General features: G+C 33.9%; 25 protein-coding genes and 1 pseudogene. 23 read left to right on the top strand and 3 right to left on the bottom strand.

Going from position 1 to position 24,929, the window contains the following annotated elements; genetic code table 11:
- The 16 genes from EHW90_RS10110 to EHW90_RS13535 all read left to right on the top strand — a co-directional run.
- The coding region (locus EHW90_RS10110) for an FHA domain-containing protein (protein WP_124952672.1) at positions 1-775 on the top strand (775 nt) is incomplete at its 5' end.
- A 46-nt stretch (positions 776-821) separates the two neighbouring features.
- Positions 822-1,298 carry a hypothetical protein gene (locus tag EHW90_RS10105; protein WP_124952603.1) on the top strand — a complete coding sequence of 159 codons (477 nt, stop codon included), beginning with the start codon at positions 822-824 and terminating at the stop codon, positions 1,296-1,298.
- Positions 1,295-2,647 (top strand): hypothetical protein, encoded by a 1,353-nt coding sequence (locus EHW90_RS10100; protein WP_124952602.1) that lies wholly within the window; start codon positions 1,295-1,297, stop codon positions 2,645-2,647. The genes EHW90_RS10105 and EHW90_RS10100 overlap by 4 nt, the downstream gene beginning before the upstream one ends.
- Positions 2,648-2,683: 36 nt before the next feature.
- Entirely contained in the window at positions 2,684-3,925 is a 1,242-nt protein-coding gene (locus EHW90_RS10095) for a hypothetical protein (RefSeq protein ID WP_124952601.1), read from the top strand.
- Positions 3,926-3,972: 47 nt separating this feature from the next.
- Positions 3,973-4,125 carry a hypothetical protein gene (locus tag EHW90_RS13550; RefSeq protein ID WP_243113968.1) on the top strand — a complete coding sequence of 51 codons (153 nt, stop codon included), beginning with the start codon at positions 3,973-3,975 and terminating at the stop codon, positions 4,123-4,125.
- A gap of 14 nt (positions 4,126-4,139) precedes the next feature.
- Positions 4,140-5,408: a PAAR-like protein gene (locus EHW90_RS10090; protein WP_330507879.1), complete on the top strand. Its 1,269-nt coding sequence runs from the start codon at positions 4,140-4,142 to the stop codon at positions 5,406-5,408.
- Between the two features lie 19 nt (positions 5,409-5,427).
- A complete protein-coding gene (locus EHW90_RS10085) occupies positions 5,428-6,147 on the top strand; it encodes a leucine-rich repeat domain-containing protein (RefSeq protein ID WP_124952600.1) in 720 nt (239 codons plus the stop codon).
- A gap of 24 nt (positions 6,148-6,171) precedes the next feature.
- Entirely contained in the window at positions 6,172-6,747 is a 576-nt protein-coding gene (locus EHW90_RS10080; protein WP_124952599.1) for a hypothetical protein, read from the top strand.
- 4 nt (positions 6,748-6,751) lie between these two features.
- Positions 6,752-7,297 carry a hypothetical protein gene (locus tag EHW90_RS10075; RefSeq protein ID WP_124952598.1) on the top strand — a complete coding sequence of 182 codons (546 nt, stop codon included), beginning with the start codon at positions 6,752-6,754 and terminating at the stop codon, positions 7,295-7,297.
- A 45-nt stretch (positions 7,298-7,342) separates the two neighbouring features.
- Complete coding sequence (locus EHW90_RS10070) at positions 7,343-10,303, top strand: DUF6531 domain-containing protein (protein WP_243113966.1); 2,961 nt, start codon at positions 7,343-7,345, stop codon at positions 10,301-10,303.
- Positions 10,304-10,375: 72 nt separating this feature from the next.
- Complete coding sequence (locus tag EHW90_RS13545; RefSeq protein ID WP_243113965.1) at positions 10,376-12,490, top strand: RHS repeat domain-containing protein; 2,115 nt, start codon at positions 10,376-10,378, stop codon at positions 12,488-12,490.
- Positions 12,491-12,498: 8 nt separating this feature from the next.
- Complete coding sequence (locus EHW90_RS10065; RefSeq protein WP_124952597.1) at positions 12,499-12,867, top strand: hypothetical protein; 369 nt, start codon at positions 12,499-12,501, stop codon at positions 12,865-12,867.
- Positions 12,868-13,218: 351 nt separating this feature from the next.
- Positions 13,219-13,479 (top strand): RHS repeat-associated core domain-containing protein, encoded by a 261-nt coding sequence (locus tag EHW90_RS13540; RefSeq protein WP_243113964.1) that lies wholly within the window; start codon positions 13,219-13,221, stop codon positions 13,477-13,479.
- A 9-nt stretch (positions 13,480-13,488) separates the two neighbouring features.
- The gene (locus EHW90_RS10055) at positions 13,489-13,764 is read left to right on the top strand and encodes a hypothetical protein (RefSeq protein WP_124952596.1); all 276 of its coding nucleotides are present in this window, start codon (positions 13,489-13,491) and stop codon (positions 13,762-13,764) included.
- Between the two features lie 299 nt (positions 13,765-14,063).
- Positions 14,064-14,516, top strand: coding sequence for a hypothetical protein (locus tag EHW90_RS10050; protein WP_124952595.1), 453 nt, complete (start codon positions 14,064-14,066; stop codon positions 14,514-14,516).
- 39 nt (positions 14,517-14,555) lie between these two features.
- Positions 14,556-15,863 (top strand): RHS repeat domain-containing protein, encoded by a 1,308-nt coding sequence (locus EHW90_RS13535; RefSeq protein WP_243113963.1) that lies wholly within the window; start codon positions 14,556-14,558, stop codon positions 15,861-15,863.
- A gap of 275 nt (positions 15,864-16,138) precedes the next feature.
- On the opposite strand, the gene EHW90_RS10040 is transcribed toward EHW90_RS13535, so the two are convergent.
- Entirely contained in the window at positions 16,139-17,518 is a 1,380-nt protein-coding gene (locus EHW90_RS10040; protein WP_124952594.1) for an IS1380 family transposase, read from the bottom strand.
- A gap of 98 nt (positions 17,519-17,616) precedes the next feature.
- Between EHW90_RS10040 and EHW90_RS10035 the strand changes: the two genes are divergently transcribed.
- From EHW90_RS10035 to tnpC, 5 genes are all read left to right on the top strand, one after another.
- Entirely contained in the window at positions 17,617-18,114 is a 498-nt protein-coding gene (locus tag EHW90_RS10035) for a hypothetical protein (protein ID WP_124952593.1), read from the top strand.
- 427 nt (positions 18,115-18,541) lie between these two features.
- Positions 18,542-19,378 (top strand): RHS repeat domain-containing protein, encoded by an 837-nt coding sequence (locus EHW90_RS10030; RefSeq protein ID WP_243113962.1) that lies wholly within the window; start codon positions 18,542-18,544, stop codon positions 19,376-19,378.
- A 27-nt stretch (positions 19,379-19,405) separates the two neighbouring features.
- Complete coding sequence (gene tnpA, locus EHW90_RS10025; protein ID WP_124952592.1) at positions 19,406-19,708, top strand: IS66 family insertion sequence element accessory protein TnpA; 303 nt, start codon at positions 19,406-19,408, stop codon at positions 19,706-19,708.
- The gene (gene tnpB / locus EHW90_RS10020; protein WP_124952591.1) at positions 19,701-20,015 is read left to right on the top strand and encodes an IS66 family insertion sequence element accessory protein TnpB; all 315 of its coding nucleotides are present in this window, start codon (positions 19,701-19,703) and stop codon (positions 20,013-20,015) included. Before tnpA ends, tnpB begins: the two co-directional genes overlap by 8 nt.
- A gap of 108 nt (positions 20,016-20,123) precedes the next feature.
- A complete protein-coding gene (gene tnpC / locus EHW90_RS10015) occupies positions 20,124-21,722 on the top strand; it encodes an IS66 family transposase (protein ID WP_124952590.1) in 1,599 nt (532 codons plus the stop codon).
- A 116-nt stretch (positions 21,723-21,838) separates the two neighbouring features.
- Here the strand turns inward: tnpC and EHW90_RS10010 are convergent.
- Positions 21,839-22,042: pseudogene (locus EHW90_RS10010) on the bottom strand (transposase); the annotation flags it as partial.
- A gap of 266 nt (positions 22,043-22,308) precedes the next feature.
- The gene (locus EHW90_RS10005; RefSeq protein WP_124952589.1) at positions 22,309-23,592 is read right to left on the bottom strand and encodes a helix-turn-helix domain-containing protein; all 1,284 of its coding nucleotides are present in this window, start codon (positions 23,590-23,592) and stop codon (positions 22,309-22,311) included.
- A gap of 657 nt (positions 23,593-24,249) precedes the next feature.
- Here EHW90_RS10005 and EHW90_RS10000 point away from each other — a divergent pair.
- Together EHW90_RS10000 and EHW90_RS09995 are read left to right on the top strand one after the other, a co-directional pair.
- Complete coding sequence (locus EHW90_RS10000; RefSeq protein WP_008753511.1) at positions 24,250-24,687, top strand: sigma-70 family RNA polymerase sigma factor; 438 nt, start codon at positions 24,250-24,252, stop codon at positions 24,685-24,687.
- Positions 24,665-24,880 (top strand): helix-turn-helix domain-containing protein, encoded by a 216-nt coding sequence (locus tag EHW90_RS09995; RefSeq protein ID WP_008753510.1) that lies wholly within the window; start codon positions 24,665-24,667, stop codon positions 24,878-24,880. Before EHW90_RS10000 ends, EHW90_RS09995 begins: the two co-directional genes overlap by 23 nt.
- Positions 24,881-24,929 lie beyond the last annotated feature (49 nt).

The following is a 24,929-nucleotide window of genomic DNA, read 5'->3' as shown; positions in this document are numbered from 1 at the left end:
ACGAGGGAAGAGTTATGTAATAAGCTTCGGAGAAAACTTTATAGGGACTGACAGGGATAATGAGATACAGGTTTTAGGGGATGAGAAGATGCTTGGTAAGTTTACCTTAATATTTTTTGACAAAGAGACCAAGGAAGCTAATTTGATTCCTGCAAGAGCGGACGGTATTGTATATATGGATAATAAACCTGTTTATAACAAGTATGTTCTTAAAAATAAAGATATTTTGGAAATAGGTGACAGCAAGTTCATATATGTGGATTTTTTGAATGAATGTAAGAAGTATTTAAATGACTTCGAATATGAAGATACAGATAATGAAGATAAAGAAAGGTTAACTCAAAAAGAGAAAAGATATAGGAAACTAAAAAAAGAAAAGCTTACAGAAGAAGAAAAATACAGGGACAAAAGGCTTGGTAAAAACCTTTCCATGGATGAAGAAAAGCCGATTTATGCATGGCTTGTATGTATAGAGGGGAAGCGTCAGGGGCGCTCTTATAATATTACAGAGGGAAAAAACTATATAGGCAGTCATGATACAATGAGCATACAAGTTCTTGGAGATGAAGAGATAAGGGATAAAAAACATGCTGTTATAGCATATGATGAAAGAAATTTGCGGGGAACACTCCTTGGAGAAGAGTCCATGGGATTTGTAAGGCTAAATGAAGCGGCAACATATACATCAAAAGATTTAAAAGAAGGAGACATCTTGGAGATTGGTAAAAGTAAGTTTTTCTACTTTGACTTTGCAAAAGAGTATCATCAGTGGTAGAGAACATGGAACAATAAATATAAAAAAGGGTAATTATGGAGAAACTATGAAAGGGAACTTGCCATATTTTTATATAAAAGAAAATTTTGAAAATACAAGGGGAATACGAATATATACTTCAAAGGATATTCCAAGGAATATAGATGCTCTTAATGAAAGATTTTATGAAATGCCAAGAGAGTTTGTTCTTGAAATAGAAAAAACAAAGGATTTTATATTCCCTGATTTGATGATGAATGTATACCCTCTTATTTCAGAAAGGTTTAGAGAGGTATTGCTCCTTTTTGATATAGAAAATTTTACAAAAAGGGTTATTTTGATAGATAAAGATAGTGGGGAAATGAAAAACTACTATTTACTTTATACACAAAACTTGTTAAATACTGATTTTAATAATTTCTTTAGAGTAGTCAGAGAAGAGAATGAAAATATAAGATTTATTGTAAATCTTGATTTTGCAGAAAGCCTAATAAGAAGAGGCGTTAAGGGAATAGAGTTTGCTGAAGCGGAGGAGAGTGTATGAGAGAAAACCTTATAAAGCTTGATATTTTTGATGTACTTGCAGTAATAAGCTATGAAGCAAAGCATGAAGTAGGCAAGCATGGCAGAGCTATAATAAGAGCCATAATAGAAGAAAGAAGAGAAGAAGAATATATTAATACTGCCCAAAATACAAGGTGGATAAGGGTTAATGCTATTGATGAAACAGATAAAGAGAGCACGATATTTTATGGATTATTAGAAAAAATATGCTTCTTTAGAGAAAGTGGAAGTTTCCTTGTTGAAATGGAGTTGGTTACGGGAAGTTCCTTAATGGAAGAAAAAGTACATACAAGAGGATTTTCTAAACATAGTGGAGAATATACCGATATACTTAATACCTTAAAAGAAGGCTATGAAGAGTCATATTATATAATTGGAGAAGAAGGAAAAGGTAAAGTTTCTGATTTTTTAGTTCAATATAGAGAGAATGATTGGAACTTTATAAAAAGGATTGCAGTTTTAAAGCAGACAGTGGTAATGCCGGATTATCAGAGTAAAGGGGTCAAGTATTTTTTCGGTATGCCAAAAAGAGAGACAAAAGTTTTAACTTCACAGGATGTGCGTATTGTTGTAAATAAAGAGTATACAGTGTATGAAGTCAAATCAAGAGAAATCCATAGTTTAGGGGACAGAGTAAGCTTTAACAGAAGGGACTACCGTATAGTAAAAATTGTATCTAAAACAGAGGGAAGTGAACTTTACCATACATATTATTTAACACAGGATATAGGTTATATAGTAAAAAAAGAAAGCAAGTATGATTTGAAAGTAATAGGAGCATCACTTTACGCTAAAGTTACAAATGTAGAAAAAGAAAAGGTTAAGATAGCAATAGAGGATATAGAAAATAAGGATGAAAAAATAGGAAGATGGTTTGATTTTTCCACTGTATACTCTTCAAGTGACGGAGCAGGGTGGTATTGTATGCCGGAAGAGGGAGACAGTGTAAGACTGTATTTTCCCACAGAAAATGAAGAAAATGCCTATGTTTGCAGTGCAGTACATGAAAATGAGGGCGACGGAATAAGAACCGATCCTGAAAATAAGATTTGGCGAAATAAGTACGGAAAAGAAATAAGACTGACACCGGAAGGTATAGTCATAAAAAGCGATACGGGAGATTATATTGAACTAAATGACAGTACAGGAGTCAAGATAGTAAGCAGTGGAAGTATTTTGATAAAAGCAAAGGACACTGTTGAGATAAGCAGTGAGGATTCAAATATATCCATGGTGGCAGGTAAAAGGATTATGCTTTTACAAGATGATACACAAATAATATTAAAAGACGGAATAACTGTGAGTGGTGAAGGTATTCATATAAGTTGAAAAATGTGTTTTTGGTGTGAGCAGAAAGGGATTTTTATGCTGATTATAGAAAATTTAGAAATAGAAATAGCATTACCTATTTATCTGGTTGAAAATTTTGTTATAAAAACTGTTCCAAACATGCATACCTGCTGTAATATTAACGGGGTGTTGGAGGGAAAACCCGGAGAAACAATTCTTACAGACAAAAAGGATATGGATATTCATATAAAATACAAAGGAAATACTGTATTTAGAGGATTTGTAGAAAAAATAAGCATTTATTCTTCAGCAGATGTACATTATTTTGAACTTAAGGCATATTCATACAGTAAAAAATTGGACAATAAAGAGCATACAGAATTGTTTCAAAATATAGAAAAAACTTATGGTGACCTTGCCCATGAAGTGGTTAGAAGATACTCAGGAGACATCAGTAACTACAATATAAAGGATAAGGAAATTAAAGGTCCCGTGCTTTGCTATAAGGAGAGCGCCTGGGCCTTTGCAGTTAGGATGGCATCCTACATAAAAACATTTATCTATCCAAGTATGGAATATGATAAGCCACATATTCATATGGGAATACATACCGGGAATATGATTGAGCCGGGAGGTATTATAAGTGAGAGCAGAGATCTGATCAAGAAAAAGGAGAATACAAGTCAGATAGAGTATAGGCTAAGGACATACAACTCTTATGATATAGGTGATAACATAGCGTTAGATAATAAGATTTTAACTTTATATAAAAAAGAGGTGGAGTTTACAAAGGGTGAACTGATATTTAATTTTCAAGGAGTTGAAAGGTCATATATAGACGATATGATATATCCGCTTGGAAATGAAAATATAATAGGTTTGAGCCTTATGGGGGAAATTAAGAAATATAAGGATGGAAAAGTATACTTAAGACTTGATATAGATAAAAAAGAGCCGGATTATGGATTTGATTGGTATCCTGAGACCGGAAATGTATTATATGCGGTACCTGATGTAGGAGAGAGAGCACAACTTTATATATCAGGTATGGGAACAGGAGATATGTATGTAGTACGAACCTTCGGCAGTAAAGGTAGTGATGAAAATAAAAAGCAATTGGAAGTGGGAAAGAAAAGTCTTACTTTCTCAAAGGAAGGAATAAGCTTCATTGCAGATGATATACTTACCATGAATGACAGAAGATTTAAGCTTACAGGCAGTGGAGATGTGAACATAAGTGCAGCAGATAAACTGACAATAAAGGCAAGAAATATAAGACTAAGCAGTAAAGAAGAGATAGTGTATATAAGCGAGTAAAATTTTGTAGCAGTAATGGAGTACAAATCCGAAGAAAGGGGTGCAAAGTGGCAGACGGTATACAGAAAATGTATGAGCATCAGGAAATGAAGGGATATGGAGGATATGAATATGTGGTAAGAGGTGCAGAGGTTTCCTGCAGCTATGGAAGCAAAACATGTGTATTAAACTTGAAAGATGATCATGGAGTGCACACTTAGATGGAAGGCCTTTAATTACAGAAAATGACAGTACTAATGACAATATAAAAGGCTTTGGAATGTGCAATAAAAACAGGAGTAAACCTTGTGAATGTGACCCTAAACTTGGAAAGTGGTGGGCTACCGATAATTCAAATATGAAAATATTTGATACCGCAGTTGGTGAGGAAAGTGATGCGGTTACGGAGGACTCTTTAGCCACATGTAATAAGGGTGGTTTGGTTTCATTTAAGACATCAGGGCAAACTTCACCAAGCTATGATAATGTGAAAATAAAATATGCTGTAGAAATAGTTGAAGATGAAAAGAAAAATTGGAGTCGCAAAAGTGACAAAAAAGACTTTATAGGTCATGTAAAGGTTAAGAATTCAGGAATTTATAATTTTTGTATATATATAGACTATAATATTCGTAATTCAATCAAAGATCTGGGTTCAATTTTTATCTATTGGAAAAATATGTTGGGATCTATTAAATATATAGGTGCATACAAACTAATTGAAAAAGTGAAGGAAAGTGGTGAGATATGTATCTATGCTGAAATAATTTTAAATAGTGGAATAGAATATTATATTGAGATAGATGCTCCCAACATGTACCGGTTTGATTATGTACTCAAGGGGAATTTGGACCAACATATATTAAAAAAGGTGAAAACTAAAAATGGTGAAAGAAAGGAAGTATCAGGGGTTTGGGTTATTAATAAAGAGCATGAAGACATATACACTACGAATTATGAAAAAATGGTAAAAGAGAATCATCATGGTGTTACAAGAAGTATATACTATCTTAACTCATGGTACGCTGCGCTATTAGAAAAGCTAATTAATAATATTATAGATTCAAGGTCAATGCCAAGGTGGGTAAGTAATATCCTAAATGTTACTGCCATCAAAGTAGGTATTGATAGTACAAATGCAGGAGTAGCTCTTTCAGCCTTATTATTAGGATTTGATAATATATATGATGCTAACCTAAAAAAATTCAGAGACAACCTTAAAAAAGTAAGTTCAAATAACGACTATATAATAATTGAAGTGAGGAGTAACAGATATCCTGGGGACTGGATTTATGAACTGGATAGACCAGTAATAGTGAATAATTATTATCACTATATTTTTTCAGGAAGTTCTGAACTATGTATAGGCAGGAAATTAGAGGGAGCAAAGTATGAAAAAGGAAGCTTTAAGTTATTATATGAGTTCGATACAAGTACAAGTGTAAATGATGTAATTAATAATGAAATAAAAAGAATATCTGACGATATAGAAGGTATTAATTAGGCCAAAATAGGAGATTGCAATGGTATATAATAGTAAAAAGTATAATAATGTTTTAATTACTTTGTTTATATGTGGTATCTTATGCTATATAATTTTAAATTTTCAATCTAAATTCCTAATTAAAAATAATGTTTTAATTAAATACAAAATGGGTATTTCAGCATATATAATGCCAAAGAAGGAAATTAAAATTCCTGATGGGGTAATGGAAATTGGAGAGAGTGCTTTTAAAAATTGTTCTGAACTACAAAAAATTATTATATCTAACAGTGTAGTTAAAATTAATTCAGCTGCATTTTCGGGATGTAAAAATCTAACAGAAGTGGAGCTGTCGGAAAATTTAGTAGAAATCCCACTATTTTGTTTTGAAAGTTGTGAAAACTTAAGAACAGTACATTTAAATAAAAAACTGGAAAATATTGGAATAGCTGCTTTTGCAGGATGCAGTAATTTGCAGTACATAGAATTTCCTGAAAACATAAAAAAAATAGGAGAACTGGCATTTTGCTATACAGGTCTAAAAAATGTAGAATTACCGGAGGGTTTAATATATTTAGGTGGTGAAGTTTTTATGGGAGCAATGGATTTAGAGGAAGTAAAATTCCCAAAGTCTCTACAGTATATAGATGCAGAAGGTTATCTTTTTGATGAATGTGTAAAATTAAATAAAATCAAGTTACCGGAAAATTTTACTTTGGACATTAAATATGAGTCCGGGGTTATTATAGAGTATTATTAAGTTGAATTTATTGAGAGGGCTACTATGAGCAACTATATCGACGAAAAGATTATTCCACTTAAATTAGAACACTGTGGGAATGAAGATATGTCTCTAAAAGAAGGCTATTTTATAGATGGTAAGCTTGAGATTTTTATAAAAGCTTCATACTTTAATGATGCCATATCCATATACACCCCTTTATCTTTTATAGATATGCCGGATGAAATAAAAGAAATAAAATATCCTACCAATTTTAGACCTGAGATAATAAAAACAAACCTTGCCGGAGATGTAAATCTAAGCATTAGCCTTCTTAAAGTCAGTGAAGATACAGAAGTAAAAACTTTGGTAACTGATTTTAAAAGTCTGCTTTCAAAAGCACATACCGGGATAAAGTTTTTAGAATATGATGAATTGGCGAATGAAGGCTGTGTAAAAATGTACTGTTTTGATTTTATTATACCAGGAATAGATGAGAGAATATATCATAAAACAGGTCTGGGGAAGATAGGTAGAGAAACAGTACAGGTTATGTTTAATTGCAGGGAGCCACTATCATGGACATGGAAAAAAGCTGTGAATGACATACTTCAAAATATAATACCGGTAAGAAAGTAGATAAATGAATAAGGAAAAGCAAAAAAAGGAATATTTTAAAAGTTTCAGATACAGATGGATCAGCGAAAAAATTCGGGAGTATGAAGATTATAATATACAGGATTTATCTGAAGAAATAAAAAACATACTGTCAAATGTGATAGAGGAAAAGCAGGTATATAAGCTTAAGTATCTTACATTATTTTTTCTTAACACAAGCCTTTATACAAAAAGTTATAAATGCATGATATATGCCTCAGATGAGGGCTTGTATATAGATAAACCTTTAGGTATCGGATATTGGATTCCGGATTTTATGAAAAAAGATTCCTATAAAATTCGTGAAGAAATGATGAAAGGGATAGGAAAACTTTTATTAAGTGAGCCGGAGATAGAAGAAGGAATAAGGTTTGTTTTAAAGGGATATAAAGATATTATTGCAATTTTTTGGAAAAAAGCTTTAGAGTCGGTAATTGATACTGATATTTTTAAAGATACATCTAAAGAGTTAATATTTCTCTTTGGTGAATATATGGGAGAACTAAAGCAGGTAAATCTAAATATGTACTAAGTAAAGCACTAAAAAGGGAGCATACATAGGAGGAGGTAGTGTCTAATGAAGAAAGTAAAGGGAAGTTCCATAAAGTTAAAAAGTGATGTAAATATATCAGCTGATAAAGTATTGCTTAAGGGGAAAAAATCAAAGACATATGAAGACTTAAAAGAGCCTTATAAGGATATGTCAAAGGACTTTGAAAGACTGCTTCCAATGATGCTTGGTGCAATGCCTGTCATGGCAGGAGTGCCAAGTGAGAAGGATAAGCTTATGCTGAAACTCATGGGAAGTTTGGCAGCCTGTGCAGGAGTAAAGATAATCAAAAATCAGGATGGAAGTTACAGTGCGGTTTATACAGGTGCGTTAAATCGTGTAAGAAATAATGCCCTACCGGCAGCATTAGAACTTAGTGATGCACAACTAAAGGAAGAAATCTATAAAATCATTTCAAAGATGCTTGAAAAGAACGGTCCTGCCTTTGCCTCATGGAATGAACTTTTAAAAGATCTTATGAAAAACAACAGTATGGAAGATTTTTTAAAGGGAGCAAGAGGTGCATTATGTGCCATGACGGGAGATCCGGTAAATGCAAATACCGGAAACTTTACATATAGTAAAGAAGATATTATGCTCCGCTCAAAACTTCCTATAGGTTTTATAAGGTCTTATAACAGCAGTGAAAAACGAACCGGAGTACTTGGAAAAGGTTGGAGACACAGCTATGAAATATCTGTAAGTCGTGAAGAAAACGGATATATATTACATTTATCCGACGGACAGGATGAAGCATACTTTGTGGACGAAGAAGGAAGAATATATTCTGTTTTTGATGATTTCAATCGTTTAAAGAAAACGCAAACAGGATTTATTTACAATGCTGAGAGTGGACTTATATACCTTTTTGATAAAGCCGGGAAGCTTTTGCGTATAGAAAGAAAGGATGGTGAGGCAGTTTGTCTTTCTTATGATTCAAAAGACAGACTGCTGGAAGTATCTGAAAAAAGTGGAAGTAAAATATCCCTTTACTACAATGACTTCGGGAAATTAAGTGAGATAAAAGATCATACCGGAAGAAAAGTAGAGTACAGTTATGAAGGAAATCAGCTTGGAAGAGTATATATTGAGGGAAAACTTACATACAGCTATTACTATAAAGATGAACTTTTGGAAAAGATAAAAAATCCAAGGGGAATCTATGTACTTGAAAACCTTTATGACGGTGAAAACAGGGTAAAGATACAAAAATTTGCCGATGGAGGAATAATAAGATATGAGTATAAAAGTGATGAAAGTAAAACCTTTGTCATAAATCAGAATGGAAATGCAGAGGTACATGTACATGATGAGAATTTCAGAAATATAGAAAGTGAGTACGCCGGTGAGTCGGAAAGCTTTACTTATGATACAAGAAATCTGTTGACCTCATATAAGGATAAAAAGGGAAATATAACATCCTATGAGTATGATAAGGAAGGAAAACTTACAAAGGTTATTTTCCCTGATAATCAAAGTGAAAGTGTAGATTATGACAGTGATGGGAATGTAGCAGTCCATTATATAAACGGTGAAGAGATTGAAAAGTATTTTTATGATGATAAAGGAAGAATCATAGAAAGTAAAAATGCTTTAGGAGAAAGTACAAAGCTTGATTACAGCAAAGCGGGCAACACAGAAAGCCTCATAATAACTTTGCCTGACAATTCCAAAAGAAAAGCTTACTATGATAACAGAGGGAATATATCCGGTATCGAAGAAGAAAACGGTAAAGTAACCACTTATGAGTATGATAACCTTAATCGTGTGATTGCAAGCATTGACGGAGAAGGTAATAAAACAGGGTTTTCCTATGATGAGAGAGACTTATTGACCGCTGTAAAGGATGCTTTAGGAAACACATGTAGATATAACTATACAGAGAATGGGAAGCTGTCTTTATTTGAAGACTTTAGAGGCGGTATAACAAAGATAAACTATAATGAGTTAAATAATATAAATGATTTTACCCTGCCTGACGGTGAGACTTATAGGATGGAGTATGATCTTTGCCAAAATCTTATAAAGGAAGTATATCCTGATGGAGGAGAGGTAGAGTATACTTATAATGCAATAAATCTGGTAGAAAAAAAGACTTTACAAAATAAGGGTGTGTATAAGTATCACTATGATGCAAACGGAAATCTGATAAAGATAATTGATCCTTTGGGAAACATGGAAGAGTACTCATATGATGAAAGAAACAGACTTATATCCTACAGAGACAAATCCGGAGAGGAAACAGAGTATGAGTATGGAAAACATAGCCTGAATATAACAAATAATCTTGGAACACATAAAATAAAGTATGATATTTTGGGAAGGATAATATTTGAAACAGATGTGTACGGTTTTACAAGAGAATATGAATACAATGAACTTGGAAAAATAAAAAAGATAAAGTCGGGGGAATTTGAAACTCTTTACGATTACTATAAAGGTGGTCTTCTACAAAGAAAAACATATCCTGATAAAAGATATGAAATATTTACATATGATAAAAATTTGAATGTAGTAAAAAGGGAGAATGAAAAGGGAGATTATGTTTTATTTACCTATGACAAGCTGAACAGACTTATAGAGGTAAAGAATAACTTTTCCCAAAAACAAAGTTTTGAATATGATGCCATGGGAAATGTAATAAAAGAAACGGATACCATGGGACATGTGACAAAATACAGTTATTCCCTTGGAGGGAAGCTTACATCAGTTTTGGATGCTATGGGAAACAGAACTGAATACAGTTATGATAAGGTAGGAAGGCTTATTACCGTATATAGACATGAAGGTGATAAAGAACTTATATCAGGTGTTGAATCAGTAAATACTTCTCTAAAAGAACATATAGATGCAGAAAACATTCCAAGGGTTACAAGATACAAAAGAGATCTTATGGGAAATATAGTGTCTGTTACAAATGCACTTGGATATGAAGAAATATTTTCATATGATCTTTTAGGAAGAGTGACAGGAAAGAAAGACAGATAAGGTTATAATACAGCCTATTCCTACACGGAAGCCGGAGATATCAAAAGTATTATATATAATGACGGGAAAAGTGTGGAGTACACCTACAACAGCTTAAGACAGTTAAGTCAGGTAAAGGATGCACTTGGTACTATAAATATAGAGAGTGATAAGTTTGGCAGAGCTACAAAGGTAGTGGACTATACCGGTGATGAAGTCAGTTACAGATATGGAAAGTACGGAGAAAGATTAAAGACGGTATATCCGGACGGAAAAAGTGTATCATATGAATATGATGAATATTTAAGGCTGACAAGTCTTACCTCAGGAAATAAAAGAGTTGATTATACTTATGATAAAGAGGGAAGACTTATCAGAAAAGATATGTCTGATGAAGTAAGCAGTATCTATAAATATAATGAAAGAGGACTTTTAAGCAGCCTAAGACATTTAAAAGAAAATCGAAAGGTTGAAGAGTATACCTATGATTATGATCTTTTAGGGAATAAAACAAAGATCGTAAGACATAGGGATGTAAACTCGAAGGGAATAAAGGAAAATGATAATAAAGAAAAGATAATACATAAACTATGGGATGATTCATCCACCTTTTATTACAGTTATGATGCCCTAAGCAGACTTATAGAAGTAAAAAGAGGAGACAGACTTGTAAGTAAGTATACCTATGATGCCTATGGAAACAGGGAATCACTAAAAAGTGGTAATGATTTAGAGATAAGATATACTTATGATGCCTTGGATAGACTTATAAAAGAGGGAGGATTACAGGGAAATAAGACATACGAATACGATAAAAGTGGAAATCTTATCGGAATAACAGAGAGAGGGAAGAGAGTAAGAGCCTACGAATACGACATCACAGGTAGGCTTGGTTTGAGTTACTCGAAATCAGGAAAAGCAAGAAGCTACAGCTATGACGGTTTAGGAAACAGGATAGGTTTTAAAGAATATGAAAAACAGATAGGCTATGGAGAAGACGGGCTTAAGAGCATCCTGGAAGAAAACTTGTCAGAATTGACACCGTCATATGAAGAAAGCTATATACTTGACAGAACAAAGGCATATCACAACCTTTTGCAAAATAAAACCATAAAAAGAGGTAGTCAGGCAATACAAAGCTACATATGGGACTTTAATGTTGCATATATGGAAGAAGGTGAAAAAGAGTTTACCTATCTACAGGATGAGCTGGGAAGTACAATTCGTCTTCTAGAGCAGGGAGGAGAAAGTCAAGCTGTATATGGTTATGATGAATTTGGAGAAGATACCTATAATACACAAGGGAAAATGCAGCCATTCGGTTATACGGGCTATAGATATGATAATGTAGCTGATACCTACTTTGCACAGGCGAGAGAGTACGTGCCGGGAGTAGGCAGATTTGCAGGAGAGGATTGGATAAAGGGAAGTATAGAGCAGCCATTTAGCCTGAATCAGTATGGGTATTGTTTTGGGAATCCGGAGAAGTTTGTTGATTTGGATGGAAAAGTACCGACTATACTTATTGGTGCAGGTATAGGAGCAGTGTTTGGATTTGCCGGTGGACTCTTTTCAGAAGTAATGGAAATAGAAAAGGGTAACCAAAAGGATATTAATTGGAATAATGTAATTGTAGACACTACATCAGGACTTGCAGTGGGTGCGATAGCAGGTACAGGTGTAGGAATAGGATATTTAGTAGCCGGAGGAATGCTTGTCGGAGGAGGTAATTATGCTACAAAGGTTGCTGCTAATGGTGAATTTAAAAGTAAAAGCTTGCAGGAGCATTTCGTTGATGGAGCAATCTCAAGTGTTGTTTGGGGTATTTCTGCGGCAGCCGGTGGAACAATGCAAAAAGAAGTACAAGAATTGAAAGAAATTAGTAAAATAATTGATAACGGATTATATAATATTGCTTTGGCAAAGGCTGTGCAAGGAGGAGCATATATGGGTGATGCACCGGGAGAGAATATGGTTGATGTAGGCAAGTGGCAGTATACAGATTTTGTACAGAAGATGATATTAGCAAGCTTAAAAACAAATGGCTTAGCAACAGTTAAATCTACATTAGCAGATATATTACTGAAATTTACTAAAGATAAAGTTTATAAAAAACAAAACAATAATATGTCTGATGAAGAACTGAGGGAGAAATTTGAAAGATATATAAATAGATCGACCAAAGTTGGAAAATGCTTTGCAGAATAGGAGATTTTATGTCAAATTTCAGTATTACAGCAATAGTGACGGTTTTAGGATATATACTGCTTTATGGTGTATGTTGGGGAACAGATAAAACTGATATAGAAAAATATAAGAAAAAAATAAAGCTTAATAAGTATACAAGCATATTATTTTTTTTGTGGCCAAGGAATGAAAAAGTATATTGGCTAATATATATAATATTAATTATAGAAAGTGTAGCATTTATATTAGTGTGGATAGCATACCTCTTAAATATAGTGTTTTTATATAAAATATTAATTGATTTATATATACGAATATATTTATCCGGAATTGTTATTCTTGGTATAATAATTCTAAAAAAAAGAATAAAAGATTTTATAAGTGGTAAGAGTAGATAAACCTAAGGATAATGTAGTATAGATAGTACATTTCAATGAGGTATGTAATATCTATTGATATAATAAAAGAGTACTATTAATCGGACTTTGCAATTTAAAGGAAGGTGTAAAGCTTGAGAAGTATGCCTATGGTATTTTGGGAAATTGGGTATGCGGATGCGATAAAAGAAGAAATCTTATCGGCATAACAGATAGAGGAAGAGAGTAAGAGCCTAAAAATATGATATCACAGGTAGGCTTGGCTTAATTTACTCAAAATCAGGAAAAGCAAGAAGCTACAGCTATGACGGACTTGGAAACAGGATAGGCTTTAAAGAATATGAAGAGGATACCTATGGCACACAGGGACATTTGCAGCCATTCGGGTATACCGGTTACAGATATGATAATGTAGCTGACACATACTTTGCACAGGCAAGAGAGTATGTGTCGGGAGTTGGAAGATTTGCAGGGGAGGATTGGATAAAGGGAAGTATGGCATATCCGTATACTTTGAATAGTTATGGATACTGTTATGGAAATCCTATGGGGTTTGTGGATATAGATGGTAAAACAGCCAAAGTAGCAACATTAGCAAACCCATCTAATGCAACATTTAATGGAGATCAGTAGGATAGTAATGTGAGTTCAAGGTTTATTCAGACAACTTCACGTGTAGGTAATAGAGTTGGAGAAATTAATAGAGAAATGAATTTTAAAAGTGATCCTCAAGGTATGAGTATATTATTTCATTATCTATATGGAAATGGGGTTAGCATGATTCAAGAAAATGGTAGTTGGTCAGAATATCTAAAAGCAGATAATGAGTTAAAGGAAAGAGTGAAAAATATTGTATATCCATTGGGTGAACCTTTAAAAGCAGGACAAAGTATTGAACTTAATCAAGCTTACTATTAGCCTGATATTTTTGTTGCAAATGGAGAGGCAATTATAGGATATAATTATTTTTATGGACCGGAAGTAGAAGCGGGTGGATTTGTCATAGAAGGAAAGATTTCAAAAATAGATGAATCAAGGGTAGAGTATGACTTACATTATATATGGAACGATAGAATGGATCCTAATTTTATGTATAGTTCTGATAAATGGAAAGCTAAAGTGGCAAATATTATAACAATGGGTAATACAAAACCATTTCTAGTGAAAATTTCATGGGATGATAAAACAGTTATTGATAAACAGGGAGGTAGCTGCGGATGGTTGTCAGATTAAAATATTATATTATGATAGTAATATTTATTTTATGTGTAATTTTATTGGGGTTACTCAGTAAAAAAAATAAAGAAGCTATTATTATAGATAAGGAGCATAGTTATTTTCATGATTTTAAAATATATAATGGTAAAGTATATATGTATTGCACTATAACATTAGAAAATATAACAGATAATAATTTATCATTTAGTATATTTGCGGAATCATATAAAGATAAAGTAAATGGTTTGATAACGAATGAAAGAATGAAAGGCTATGAATGGGAGATAGATGAAAAAACTAGAGACATGAAAGTAACTGATAAAAAAATATTTTTTATTAATAGAAAACAGAAGATCAGTGAATTAAAAATAGTATTTATTGGTGAACACGGAAGTGGAAATATGAAAGATAACAGAAATTTGCCGGATATTTATATAGTTATAAATAAATAGGCATAATGAATATACAGCTATGACGGGCTTGGAAACAGGATGGGAATAAAAGAGTATGAAAGGAAGATAGGCTATGGAGAAGATGGGATTAAGACTATCTTGGAAGAAAACTTGTCAGAGCTGACACCGTCATATGAAGAGAACTATATCCTTGACAGAACAAGGGCATATCACAATCTTTTACAAAGAAGAACCGAAAAAATAGGCAGTCAGGCAATACAAAGCTATGTTTGGGACTTTAATGTTGCATATATGGAAGAAGGAGAAAAAGAGTTTACATATCTACAGGATGAGCTTGGAAGTACAATTCGCCTTCTTGAGCAGGGGGGAGAAAGTCAAGCTATATACGGTTATGATGAGTTTGGAGAAGACATCTATTGCACACAGGAACAGATACAGCCATTCGGGTATACAGGCTATAGATATGATAATGTAGCAGGTACTCACTTTGCACAGGCAAGAGAGTATGTGGCAGGAGTCGGCAGGTTTGCAGGAGAGGACTGGATAAAAGGAAATATAGAGCAGCCGTTTAGCTTGAATTCATACAACTATTGTGGAAATAATTCTTTGATATATATTGATTTGGATGGAAAAGAAAGGCTTTTGGTATCAGGCGGAGTATATAGTGTCGAGAAACAAAAAAAGGGTAAATATTACTATGAATTTATTGATCCTGCAATCGCTCAGATAAATGAATGGAAAAAGGAAGGTGCGAATGATATAACATGGCTTGTATCAAATGCCGGTTGGACAAATGGGGATATAAATGCAATTCAAAGAGTAGCAAGCTCAGAAAATGTAAATTTATATTTTATTAACAACAAATCGGATTTAATAAATTATCTTAATAATAAGACTACCCCAAAAGAACTGCCGAGAATTGCTGATCCAAGCAATGCTATAAGAGCTAATGACACAAAATATACAAGAAATGAAGATTTGATTACTGAAGTTAGTGTATTTTCTCATGGATTTGTAAGAGACGGAGGAATCGTATCTTTAGGGTATAATTATGAGGATGAAAATTACAACAAATCACTAAATTTAACAATAAATGATATAGCTGGAATTAATAGCGGAGCTTTTAATATACCTAAAACTAATTTTTATTCTTGTAACACCGGAACAGCAGGAAAAGATAGTTTTGCTCAAATTTGGGTTAACAGAGTAGGTGGATTAACTTATACTTTTAATGGTAAAACTTTATACCGAAATGTATCGGATAATAGTTTACTAAAAAAAATATCACGAGGATTAGGTGTAGATATTTTTGGAGGGAATACCAAATTTCCAGAGGGAAGTGATAGTGCTGAGAGGGTTTTATTTATGACAAATTGCTCCGAATAAATAAAAAAGGAATATTATATCAATGGAAGGAAATTTATTAAAAAAAGGATTAATAAGAGTGCTTAGAAGTTTTATTTTACTATTTTTATTAGTAATTCCTGAATCCGTGAAGTTCAGTTTTGTTCAAATGCCAAATCTGCGATAGACTCCGACCTATGTTGAAGACGACTGATTTTGTTAATTTAATAAAATAATATATTGATTTTTAAGCATGAAATGAGCCTGTTCCTAAAAAATGGGTCAGCAAATAAAGCCTTTCGGTTGCTAATGACGTTTTATGCAGTTGCAAGGATATTGTTTTCACAGTAATCAGCGAATATATGTCTCCATATATTACTTTTTCCCAATCCCATGATTAATTGTCGTGCGTGTGTTGTGATATGACTTGCCATCATGATCAAATTGCTGATTACTGTACGCATCCGACGTCTTTTTACATCACGTTTTTGGCGCGGAGCGCGACCTCCAATTGTTCCTTGGCCAATCATTCGCAAAATGTTGTAAGCAATGATGGTTAACTCTAAAACAAGTGCATTGGTATCAAATTTGCCGGATGGAAGGCGCTCTATATCCATATCGGTCTTAATTTCACTATGGTACTGTTCGCATTCTCCATGAGCATGATAAAGGCGTATGATTTCCCGGTCTGTTTCTCCAAGATTTGTCCACCATGTTTCTACTTCAATATCGACCGGAAACATAAATTGTCCGTATTTATTAATGGTTCGCTCTGTGATTTCATAGCCGGCTCTAAGAGTGAATTCCTGTTTGAACTGTTTACTTGTGACAGTTTTCCAATCACTTCCGATATAGATAGTTTTTCCTTCCCTAGGAGTGGTGACGTTTTTGCAATACTGCTTTGCCATGTTAAACCATTCTTCTTTACTTTCACGGCGAAGATTTCGTTTAATGATAAAATAACAGCCTTCCTGAATGAGAACAGCAACGTTATCAATTGAATCATTTCCCGAATCCAGACGAATGAGAAGAGGCTTATCAGTCAGTTTTTTACAGAGTTTGATTGTCTCTTGAAGGAATGCTACGGTACCATTTTGACAATGCTGTTTTCCTTCACGGAGTTCGAAATTGATTGCGTAACCTTCAGTGCCAATGTAGGCCATCATGGGAGCATAACCATCATATCCTTTATAGGTACGAGAAACACCTTCTTTGCGGGATTTTGAATTATCCATCGGTGTTACATCAATATCTACCGGTACGAAACCATTGGAAAGGACACCGGGTCGAATTTTGTTAGCAAGGAGCATCCGGATATTTTCATCAAGAATCAGGCTACGCAGACTATCGCCAATGTCATCCATACGCTGACGAAGCGTTTCCTCTGAAGGAATACTTCGGGTGATTCCCAATGCAGCCTGATAAAAAGCTTTGTCGTCATCCATCTCATGGACTGCCTCAAAATAAGGTTTTCCCATACAAAGCATTCCTATGTATGTAAGGATGATATCACCATTCTTAATCTGATGCTGAGAACGATTTTCTGTAACATCCATGCGGTTGAGCCTTTTGGTAAAATCACTCTTTCCAAGAATTGCACCGACAACCGCTAACCCACCGGCAGGGATGATACGCTCGTTGGTATATTCGAAAACAATGTTGTTATTGGCAAGAGTCATTCGACGATTGTTTTTCATAATATTTCGCTCCTAAATCAGATTATTTACAAGAGTATTGTATCATGATTTTTCTACACCTGATAGGTGAAAAAAATATATCTGCAAAAGTATGAGAAATGCCAGTATTGATAAGTAAATGTTGGATTAATAAATTAGGAGCTTCACGGATTCAGGTAATTGTAATTATAATAATTTATCTTGTTCCTGTTTGGATACCTGTTAAATATGCAAAAATGGAAGCAGATTTTTACGAGTATGAAAATGCTATATTAATTAAAAGAACATTTTATGCAACAGGTGCAAGTTGGAAAATTGTAGGAGATAGTAATAGTTTTTATGATAAAGAAAACATCCATGATATTTGGCTTGAGAAAGATGATAATCCAATAAGAGAAATGCCACTTTCAGAATATGATAATACTTATTTGTGTATTGTAAAAAAAATAGAAGGAGGTAAATACTGGGAGGAGGGCGGTGAATATTTTGAAGCATATAAATTAATAGATTGGTACCCTATATATCCTATAAAACGAGAAACAGTTATTTTGCCGGGATGGCTTTACCCAGCTGGGTTTCTTAATAAATATGATTTTGAAGCAGGAATACCTTGGTAAATGTATGATGAAAGAAAACTACTCAAAAAAAGCATAGGGAAATTTTTCTGTCTTTTTAACAAAGAATGAAGACTTGTGTGTATGGAAAGAAAGGACAAAGTAAAAGTAGTACTTTCTTATGATAACCAAGGAAAGTTTTTGACTGTATTGATATATACCCTTAGAAGTAAAAAGAGGAGACAGACTTGTAAGCAAGTATACATATGATGCCTATGGAAGCAGGGAATCACTAAAAAGGTCTAATGATTTAGAGATAAGATATACTTATGATGCACTGGACAGACTTATAAAAGAGGGAGGATTACAGGGAAATAAGACATACGAATATGATAAAAGAGGAAATCTTATCGGCATAACAGATAGAGGAAAGAGAGTAAGAGCCTAAGAATACGATATCACAGGTAGGCTTGGCTTAAGTTACTCAAATTTGGGAAAAGCAAGAAGCTACAGCTATGACGGGCTAGGAAACAGGATAGGAATAAAAGAGTATGAATTTGAAAGAGGAGGTTATGGAGAGAGTAAATCTATAGATATATTCAAACTTGACTTATCACAAAAAGAATCGATATACAGTGAAGAATATGTACTTGACAGAACAAGGGCATATCACAATCTTTTGCAAAATAAAACCATAAAAAGAGGCAGCCAGGCAATACAAAGCTATGTATGGGACTTTAATGTTGCATATATGGAAGAGGGAGAAAAAGAGTATGCATATTTACAGGATGAGCTTGGAAGTACAATTCGCCTTCTTGAGCAGGGAGGAGAAAGTCAAACTATATACGGATATGATGAGTTTGGAGAAGACACCTATTGCACACAGGGACATGTGCAGCCATTCGGCTATACAGGATACAGATATGATAATATAGCTGATACATACTTTGCACAGGCAAGAGAGTATGTGGCAGGAGTTGGCAGGTTTGCCGGGGAGGACTGGATAAAGGGAGAGATTCATTATCCTCAGGCTACCAATATCTATGCATATTGTTTGGCTAATCCTTTAAAGTTTTATGATCTAACAGGACTTGACAGTTATGTTTTTTATGATGAAACAAATTTTGCGAAGCAAGCTAAAGATGAGGCAAGTAGGATATCAAATTACTGGGGAACTAAGGTGAATTTAATATCTGTAGACAGTAATCAGGACTTTAAGGACAGGTGGAATATGATTGAAGATAGTAATATTGAGGAGATATCTTTATTATTCGTAAGCGTCAATTCAAGTACGCCTCCCAATAAATACACTTCCACTATAAAATGAGCTTATACTAAATATGTGGAGGTGCCTATGGCTAAATATCCTAATGAAGAAAAAGAGCAATTGATTGAGGAGTTTAAAAATAGTGGATTAAGTATCACAAGCTGGGCTAGGAAGAATGGATTACCTATTTCAACAGTCACAAGATGGGTGAGTAAACATGATAAGAAATCAAAGCACTCTAAGGATGTTAAATTTATTGAAATCAAGACAACACAAGCCGGTAAGACCCTAAAGATGGAGATAGGTGCTGTCAACATTGTAGTGGATAGATATACCGATCTTGAACTACTTGCAAAGGTGATCAAGGTGGTGAATGAAATAAATGTTTAACTATGGCAACTATCGTGTAATTCTTTCTTGTGGTGCTACTGATATGAGGAAAAATATAAACGGATTAGCTGAAATTGTTTATAGTAATTTCAACCTTGATCCAAGAGATAATGTAATATTTGCTTTTTGTAACAATGCGAGGGATAGGATAAAGCTTCTTGTATGGGAAGATAATGGATTTTGGATTCATTTTAAAAGAATTGAAAAAGGACATGTGGTTTGGCCGTCACAAAGTGATACAGAAATCACTATGGATTTATTAATAGACGACTTGAAAAATATAATCATGGCACCGGGAATAAAATAAAAAATAAAGCGTAGTGAAGTCTTCAAAAAGTGTTGATTTTAATGGATTTACTATAGATTTTATAGTATAATCTTTACATAAATATTTGAGATTTGGAGGTCCGGTAAAATGAAAACTATAGATGAATTGCAAGCAGAAATTGCCGGACTTAAGGCTATCTTACAGGATAAAGACAAAGAGATTAAGACTTTAGAAAAAATAAAAAAAGAAAAAAGTGAACAGATTGCTAAGTTAAATAAATTAAATAATTGGTATATGGAGCAACTGAAATTAAAAGCAAAAGAGAAATTTGGCAAATCAAGCGAAAAAGCTATTGATGGACAACTTTCTCTTTTTGATGTCTTCAATGAGGCTGAAACATTTAGAGAGCCAATTCAAAGTGAGCCACCACAGGAAAGTATTATACCTGAGCATAAAAGAAGAAAAGCTAAAAAAGGAAGCAAGTTTAATGACATTCCTGTTGAGGTAGTTGAATATAAATTAGATGACAGTGAACAGGTATGTGATAACTGCCACAGCCCTCTTACAGTTATGAAGAAAGAGATAAGAAAAGAACTGGTGGTAGTCCCTGCTGAGGTTAAGGTTATAGAGCATGTGACTTATGTTTATAGTTGCAGAAACTGTGACAAGAATGGAGAGAGTGGCTTTATAAAGATAGCACCTCATCCTAAAGCTCTTATTAAAAAGAGTGTAGTATCACCAAGTTTTATGTCTTATATAATGAATCAAAAGTACACACTTGCACTACCGCTATATAGAATGGAGCAAGAGTTTAAAAGATTAGGCTTTGAGATATCAAAACAAAATTTATCTAATTGGATCATAAAAGGAGCTAATCTTCTAAAGCCTATATATGAGCAGATAAAGCTTAGTCTACTAAATGAGACACTACTCCATGCAGATGAAACTGTCCTTGAGGTATTACATGAACCCGGAAAGGAAGCAGGAAGCAAGTCATATGTATGGGTGTATAGAACAAGCAAATACAATACACATCCTGCAGTATTGTATGAATATACACTTGGTCGAAGCGGAGACTATGCTAAAAAGTTTCTTGAGGATTGGAAAGGAACTTACCTTCACTGCGATGGGTACACCGGATATAAAAAGCTTATGGATAAGACCTTATGCGGATGCCTTGTACATGCAAAGAGAAAGTTCTATGAAGCATACGAAGTTAATAGGAGTAATGAGTATGCAAAACAAGGGGAGACTTATCTAAGGAAACTATTCCGCTTGGAAGATAAGGCAGATGAATCCGGTCTTACATTGGAAAAGCGACTGGAAATGAGAAAAACCAATTCCAAACAAGTACTTGACGAGTTCTATAGTTGGATTTCACAAATAGAATCAAAAATCCTTCCTAAGAGTTTAATGGGGAAGGCTATTACTTATGCAATAAATCAAAAAGAGTACTTAGAGAACTTTCTAAAGGATGCAAGAATACAATTAAGTAATAATCTTGCTGAACAAAGTGTGAAGCCATTTGTTATAGGTAGGTCTAATTGGCTATTTGCGAATACACCTAACGGAGCTAATGCATCTACATTGATATATAGTATAATTCAAAGTGCAATACTTAATAACCTGATACCACAAAAATATCTTACATTTGTTTTTGATACCATACAGTCAGGTGGAGATGCTTCGCTCTTAGTACCTTGGTCAGATGAGATTCCTGAGAGTTGTAAAAATAAAAAGTCGTAGGATTAGAATGATAAGTTCTAGTTCTATGACTTTTGCTCTATGTGTATTTAGCTTGACGCTTACAAAGCTGATAAATATTTTTTGCACAACAAAAATACCTCGTCCCCGGTCATTTTTTAAGCTGTTGCCATTAAAATTCTATTCCTAAAATATTTAAAGTTACGTACACCATAAGATATTCTTTTAAGTACTTTTATCTTGTTATTAAACCCTTCTGTAGGTCCATTTGATATATGTCGGTACTTAAGTGAATTTAAGATGTATTTGTAATTATTTCTGAATGCTGTGATTGTTGCATTAAACTCTTTTATACCGGCTGAAGTGTAAATGTTAGTTCAACTTAAAAAGTAAAAATATTTAAGTTGCATTTAGTCTTACAGAATCAAAGAAATATAACATTTATACTACTAAAAAGATGCAATAACTGTTACAATATAAATGTTATAGGGAGCTATTGGGGCGTATAGGTGTCATTTTTTGGCATGACAAATAAGTGGATTTTAATCGAATTTTTTTGAGTGTAGGACTAACTTCCACTTGTAAAATACCTGTGTGAGACGCTCTTGACAGCTACCTATAATAAGAGTTATCTATTTTTTAGAAGATAGGGTTTTAAAACAATCCTATCTTTTTCTATTTCCTTGATGCCATACGAAATAAGCCTTTCATATAGATCATGATACATAAAAGATGCCACCTCTAATGGACTCTTGCCACCAAATTTTTCAACCGGTGCTGAGTTTAGATGACTTAGTACGAGGTTAAGTGCATCTTGATCAGTTAATCCAAGAGAAACTAAATTAGTCTGCTTTGGAAGTATATACCGTAGCTGTATGTGGTTGTTTTCTATAGATCCCTTTTGCCCGGATTGCATTGGGTCGCAATAAAATACTCGGGTACGTGTGGTACCATCTATACCTGTTTCCATATCCTTTGCTGCATAAAATTCAGAACCTCTATCAGTTAGTAAGACATTCACATATTTTCTAAATACATCATTGCCGAGGATATTTTCTAAAGTATCGACTCCATTCTTCATAGCAGTGGAAGTCTTTTCGGTTTGGTAGAGTGCAAATAGGATGCCTGATGGAATAAACTTAAAAGTTTGAATAAATGGCCCTGTGGTTTCGTTGTTATAGACTGTATCCATCTGCGTTATAAGAGCATTAGGATTGTCGTCAATATATTGTTTATAGTCATTGTAGTTACGCCAAATCAGATGTTTGTTGTCAGCTCTCTTCTTAAAACCATTAGACTTCTTTTTTGAAATTTTACGAGAGACTTGCCTTCTAAGGTCAAGAACGCTTATACCGGCTATTTCATGAAATACATCGCCTTCTATGTAGTTGTATAAAGTCTTTTCAGAAATACCAAGTTCAGGGTGTGAAGCAAGTATTTGATATGGAGATAAACCTTGTTTAAGAAGGGGTGCTATTACATCGGCAATGTCTTTAGCTTGTTTAACCGTAAGATTTACTCCTTGTCTGGAGTCTACCAGTGTATAACGATAATCATTCCATGCGTCTTCCGGAGAATATTTATATTTGTTAAAACGACAATGACGCCAGTTTGTGCAGCCGTTACAGGCACCGGGAGAGCGGTCACGTCTTTTGCAGTGGAATGGAGAGTAAAGTATACAATCAGTTTTGCATTCACGTCCAAAAGGGCACTTCTTGTAGTTACTACATTCAAGCGGCATGCTGCATCTGTATGTCAGCTTACGATGTGATTTAATTTCTTTACAAACAGTTGATTTATCTTTACCAATAGTTTCAGCAATGGCAGTCTTAGTGGAACCGTTAGTAATACCTGTTAGAATAATTCGTCTATCTTCAAGTGTTAAATGTGAAAATGAGTTTAAAGATGTTATAGTGGTACCTACCTTTCCGGTAGCTGTCTTATCCGAATTGTACTACTAAACGCAACTATTGTAAAAGTTGAAATATGTGTAAGACTAAACGCAACTTTAGCATAGGGGTTGTGGAAATAAACTTTTCACCCTAGGGAAACGAGATATCATCGTCCTTTACACAATTAACATTGACTTTTACATCATAAATGCCTAAAATCTTATTTAGGTCGTTCATATGGACACCTCCTCCAAGTATAGTTTTTGTGTTGAACTGGGGACTTGGAGGTTTTTTTATTATAATAAAAAATGTTGAGATTTGTAATACCCAACCCCAACATTAATTATACAACCGTGTAAGATATAACCACATAGTTTGGAGATTATTTTGATGGCAATAAGAAAAGATAAGACAATGTTTTTGTAAACTCTTTTTGGTTGGTATAAAACTGTTTTGTAGGATGAAGAGCTTAATGGGGAGTTGGGATATTTCAGGTATCGCATATACAATAAAGACATGATGTGAAAAAGATTGTTAGTCAGCATGAATTTTAAATTTTAGAAAGTAAATTAATAAAAAAATAATATTTTTTATTTTATCCGTGACTTTTTGATATATCAAAACACAGTTTATAAATGTAAGAATGTTAGAAGGCTCCGCACAGAAAGGTGGAAGCTTTGAAAAAATTTACAGATAATAAAGAGCGTGTGGAAGCGGAGTTTATAGGCTTCATGGAACAGTCTATTTGGAACTGTGCGAGGAATGTTACCAGAAAAGTGTCAGCAGAGGAACTGAGGAACAGCGGTATATCGCTGGAGGCATTGTATAAAGGAGAGTATATAAATTATATACCGGTTGAAGATAGGCATGATTTTGAAGATAAGTATGAAATTATGAATTTACAGGTTCTTATTAAAAGCGATCTTCTAAAAGTATTGTTTGACAGACTTACACAACGAGAAAAACAGGTGTTGATACTTAGAGTAGGCTTTGACTATGACTATGAAGAGATAGGTGAGATTCTTGGAATTACTCCCAAAAGGGCGAAAGACTACAAGTATCAGGGATTAAGAAAGGTTAGGAAATATAAGAATGGCAGAAATAAACAGAATTGACTATGAACTTATTGTATCTGCCACTAAAGGCAATATGGCAGACATAGGAAAAATATTAGAAAACTTCAGTGGAAAGATTGAAAAAGTTATTTATCATCTGGCACCATGGCTGCCTGAAGAATGTCGCAAGGACTGTAAGCAGGAAGTTATGATTATGCTTGTGCAGCTAATACAGACAAAATTTAAAGTTTAAGAAGTGAACAGGGCTTTTCGGCATTCTTACATCCTTTATATTTGTCGTT

It is taken from the genome of Lachnoanaerobaculum orale, from assembly GCF_003862485.1.
Lineage (GTDB): Bacteria > Bacillota > Clostridia > Lachnospirales > Lachnospiraceae > Lachnoanaerobaculum > Lachnoanaerobaculum orale.
Note: the sequence above shows the minus strand (reverse complement) of the source record. Positions and strands in the feature narration are given on the sequence as shown.

Excerpts from the sequence above, each read along its gene's own strand:
- EHW90_RS10035 (WP_124952593.1), top strand. The coding sequence starts at position 17,617 with ATGCCAGTATTGATAAGTAAATGTTGGATTAATAAATTAGGAGCTTCA.
- EHW90_RS13535 (WP_243113963.1), top strand. The coding sequence starts at position 14,556 with ATGGGAATAAAAGAGTATGAAAGGAAGATAGGCTATGGAGAAGATGGG.
- EHW90_RS10040 (WP_124952594.1), bottom strand. The coding sequence starts at position 17,518 with ATGAAAAACAATCGTCGAATGACTCTTGCCAATAACAACATTGTTTTC.
- EHW90_RS10070 (WP_243113966.1), top strand. The coding sequence starts at position 7,343 with ATGAAGAAAGTAAAGGGAAGTTCCATAAAGTTAAAAAGTGATGTAAAT.
- EHW90_RS09995 (WP_008753510.1), top strand. The coding sequence starts at position 24,665 with ATGGCAGAAATAAACAGAATTGACTATGAACTTATTGTATCTGCCACT.
- EHW90_RS10095 (WP_124952601.1), top strand. The coding sequence starts at position 2,684 with ATGCTGATTATAGAAAATTTAGAAATAGAAATAGCATTACCTATTTAT.
- EHW90_RS10065 (WP_124952597.1), top strand. The coding sequence starts at position 12,499 with ATGTCAAATTTCAGTATTACAGCAATAGTGACGGTTTTAGGATATATA.
- EHW90_RS10075 (WP_124952598.1), top strand. The coding sequence starts at position 6,752 with ATGAATAAGGAAAAGCAAAAAAAGGAATATTTTAAAAGTTTCAGATAC.
- EHW90_RS10105 (WP_124952603.1), top strand. The coding sequence starts at position 822 with ATGAAAGGGAACTTGCCATATTTTTATATAAAAGAAAATTTTGAAAAT.
- EHW90_RS10085 (WP_124952600.1), top strand. The coding sequence starts at position 5,428 with ATGGTATATAATAGTAAAAAGTATAATAATGTTTTAATTACTTTGTTT.
- tnpC (WP_124952590.1), top strand. The coding sequence starts at position 20,124 with ATGAAAACTATAGATGAATTGCAAGCAGAAATTGCCGGACTTAAGGCT.
- tnpA (WP_124952592.1), top strand. The coding sequence starts at position 19,406 with ATGGCTAAATATCCTAATGAAGAAAAAGAGCAATTGATTGAGGAGTTT.
- tnpB (WP_124952591.1), top strand. The coding sequence starts at position 19,701 with ATGTTTAACTATGGCAACTATCGTGTAATTCTTTCTTGTGGTGCTACT.
- EHW90_RS10100 (WP_124952602.1), top strand. The coding sequence starts at position 1,295 with ATGAGAGAAAACCTTATAAAGCTTGATATTTTTGATGTACTTGCAGTA.
- EHW90_RS10050 (WP_124952595.1), top strand. The coding sequence starts at position 14,064 with ATGGTTGTCAGATTAAAATATTATATTATGATAGTAATATTTATTTTA.
- EHW90_RS10080 (WP_124952599.1), top strand. The coding sequence starts at position 6,172 with ATGAGCAACTATATCGACGAAAAGATTATTCCACTTAAATTAGAACAC.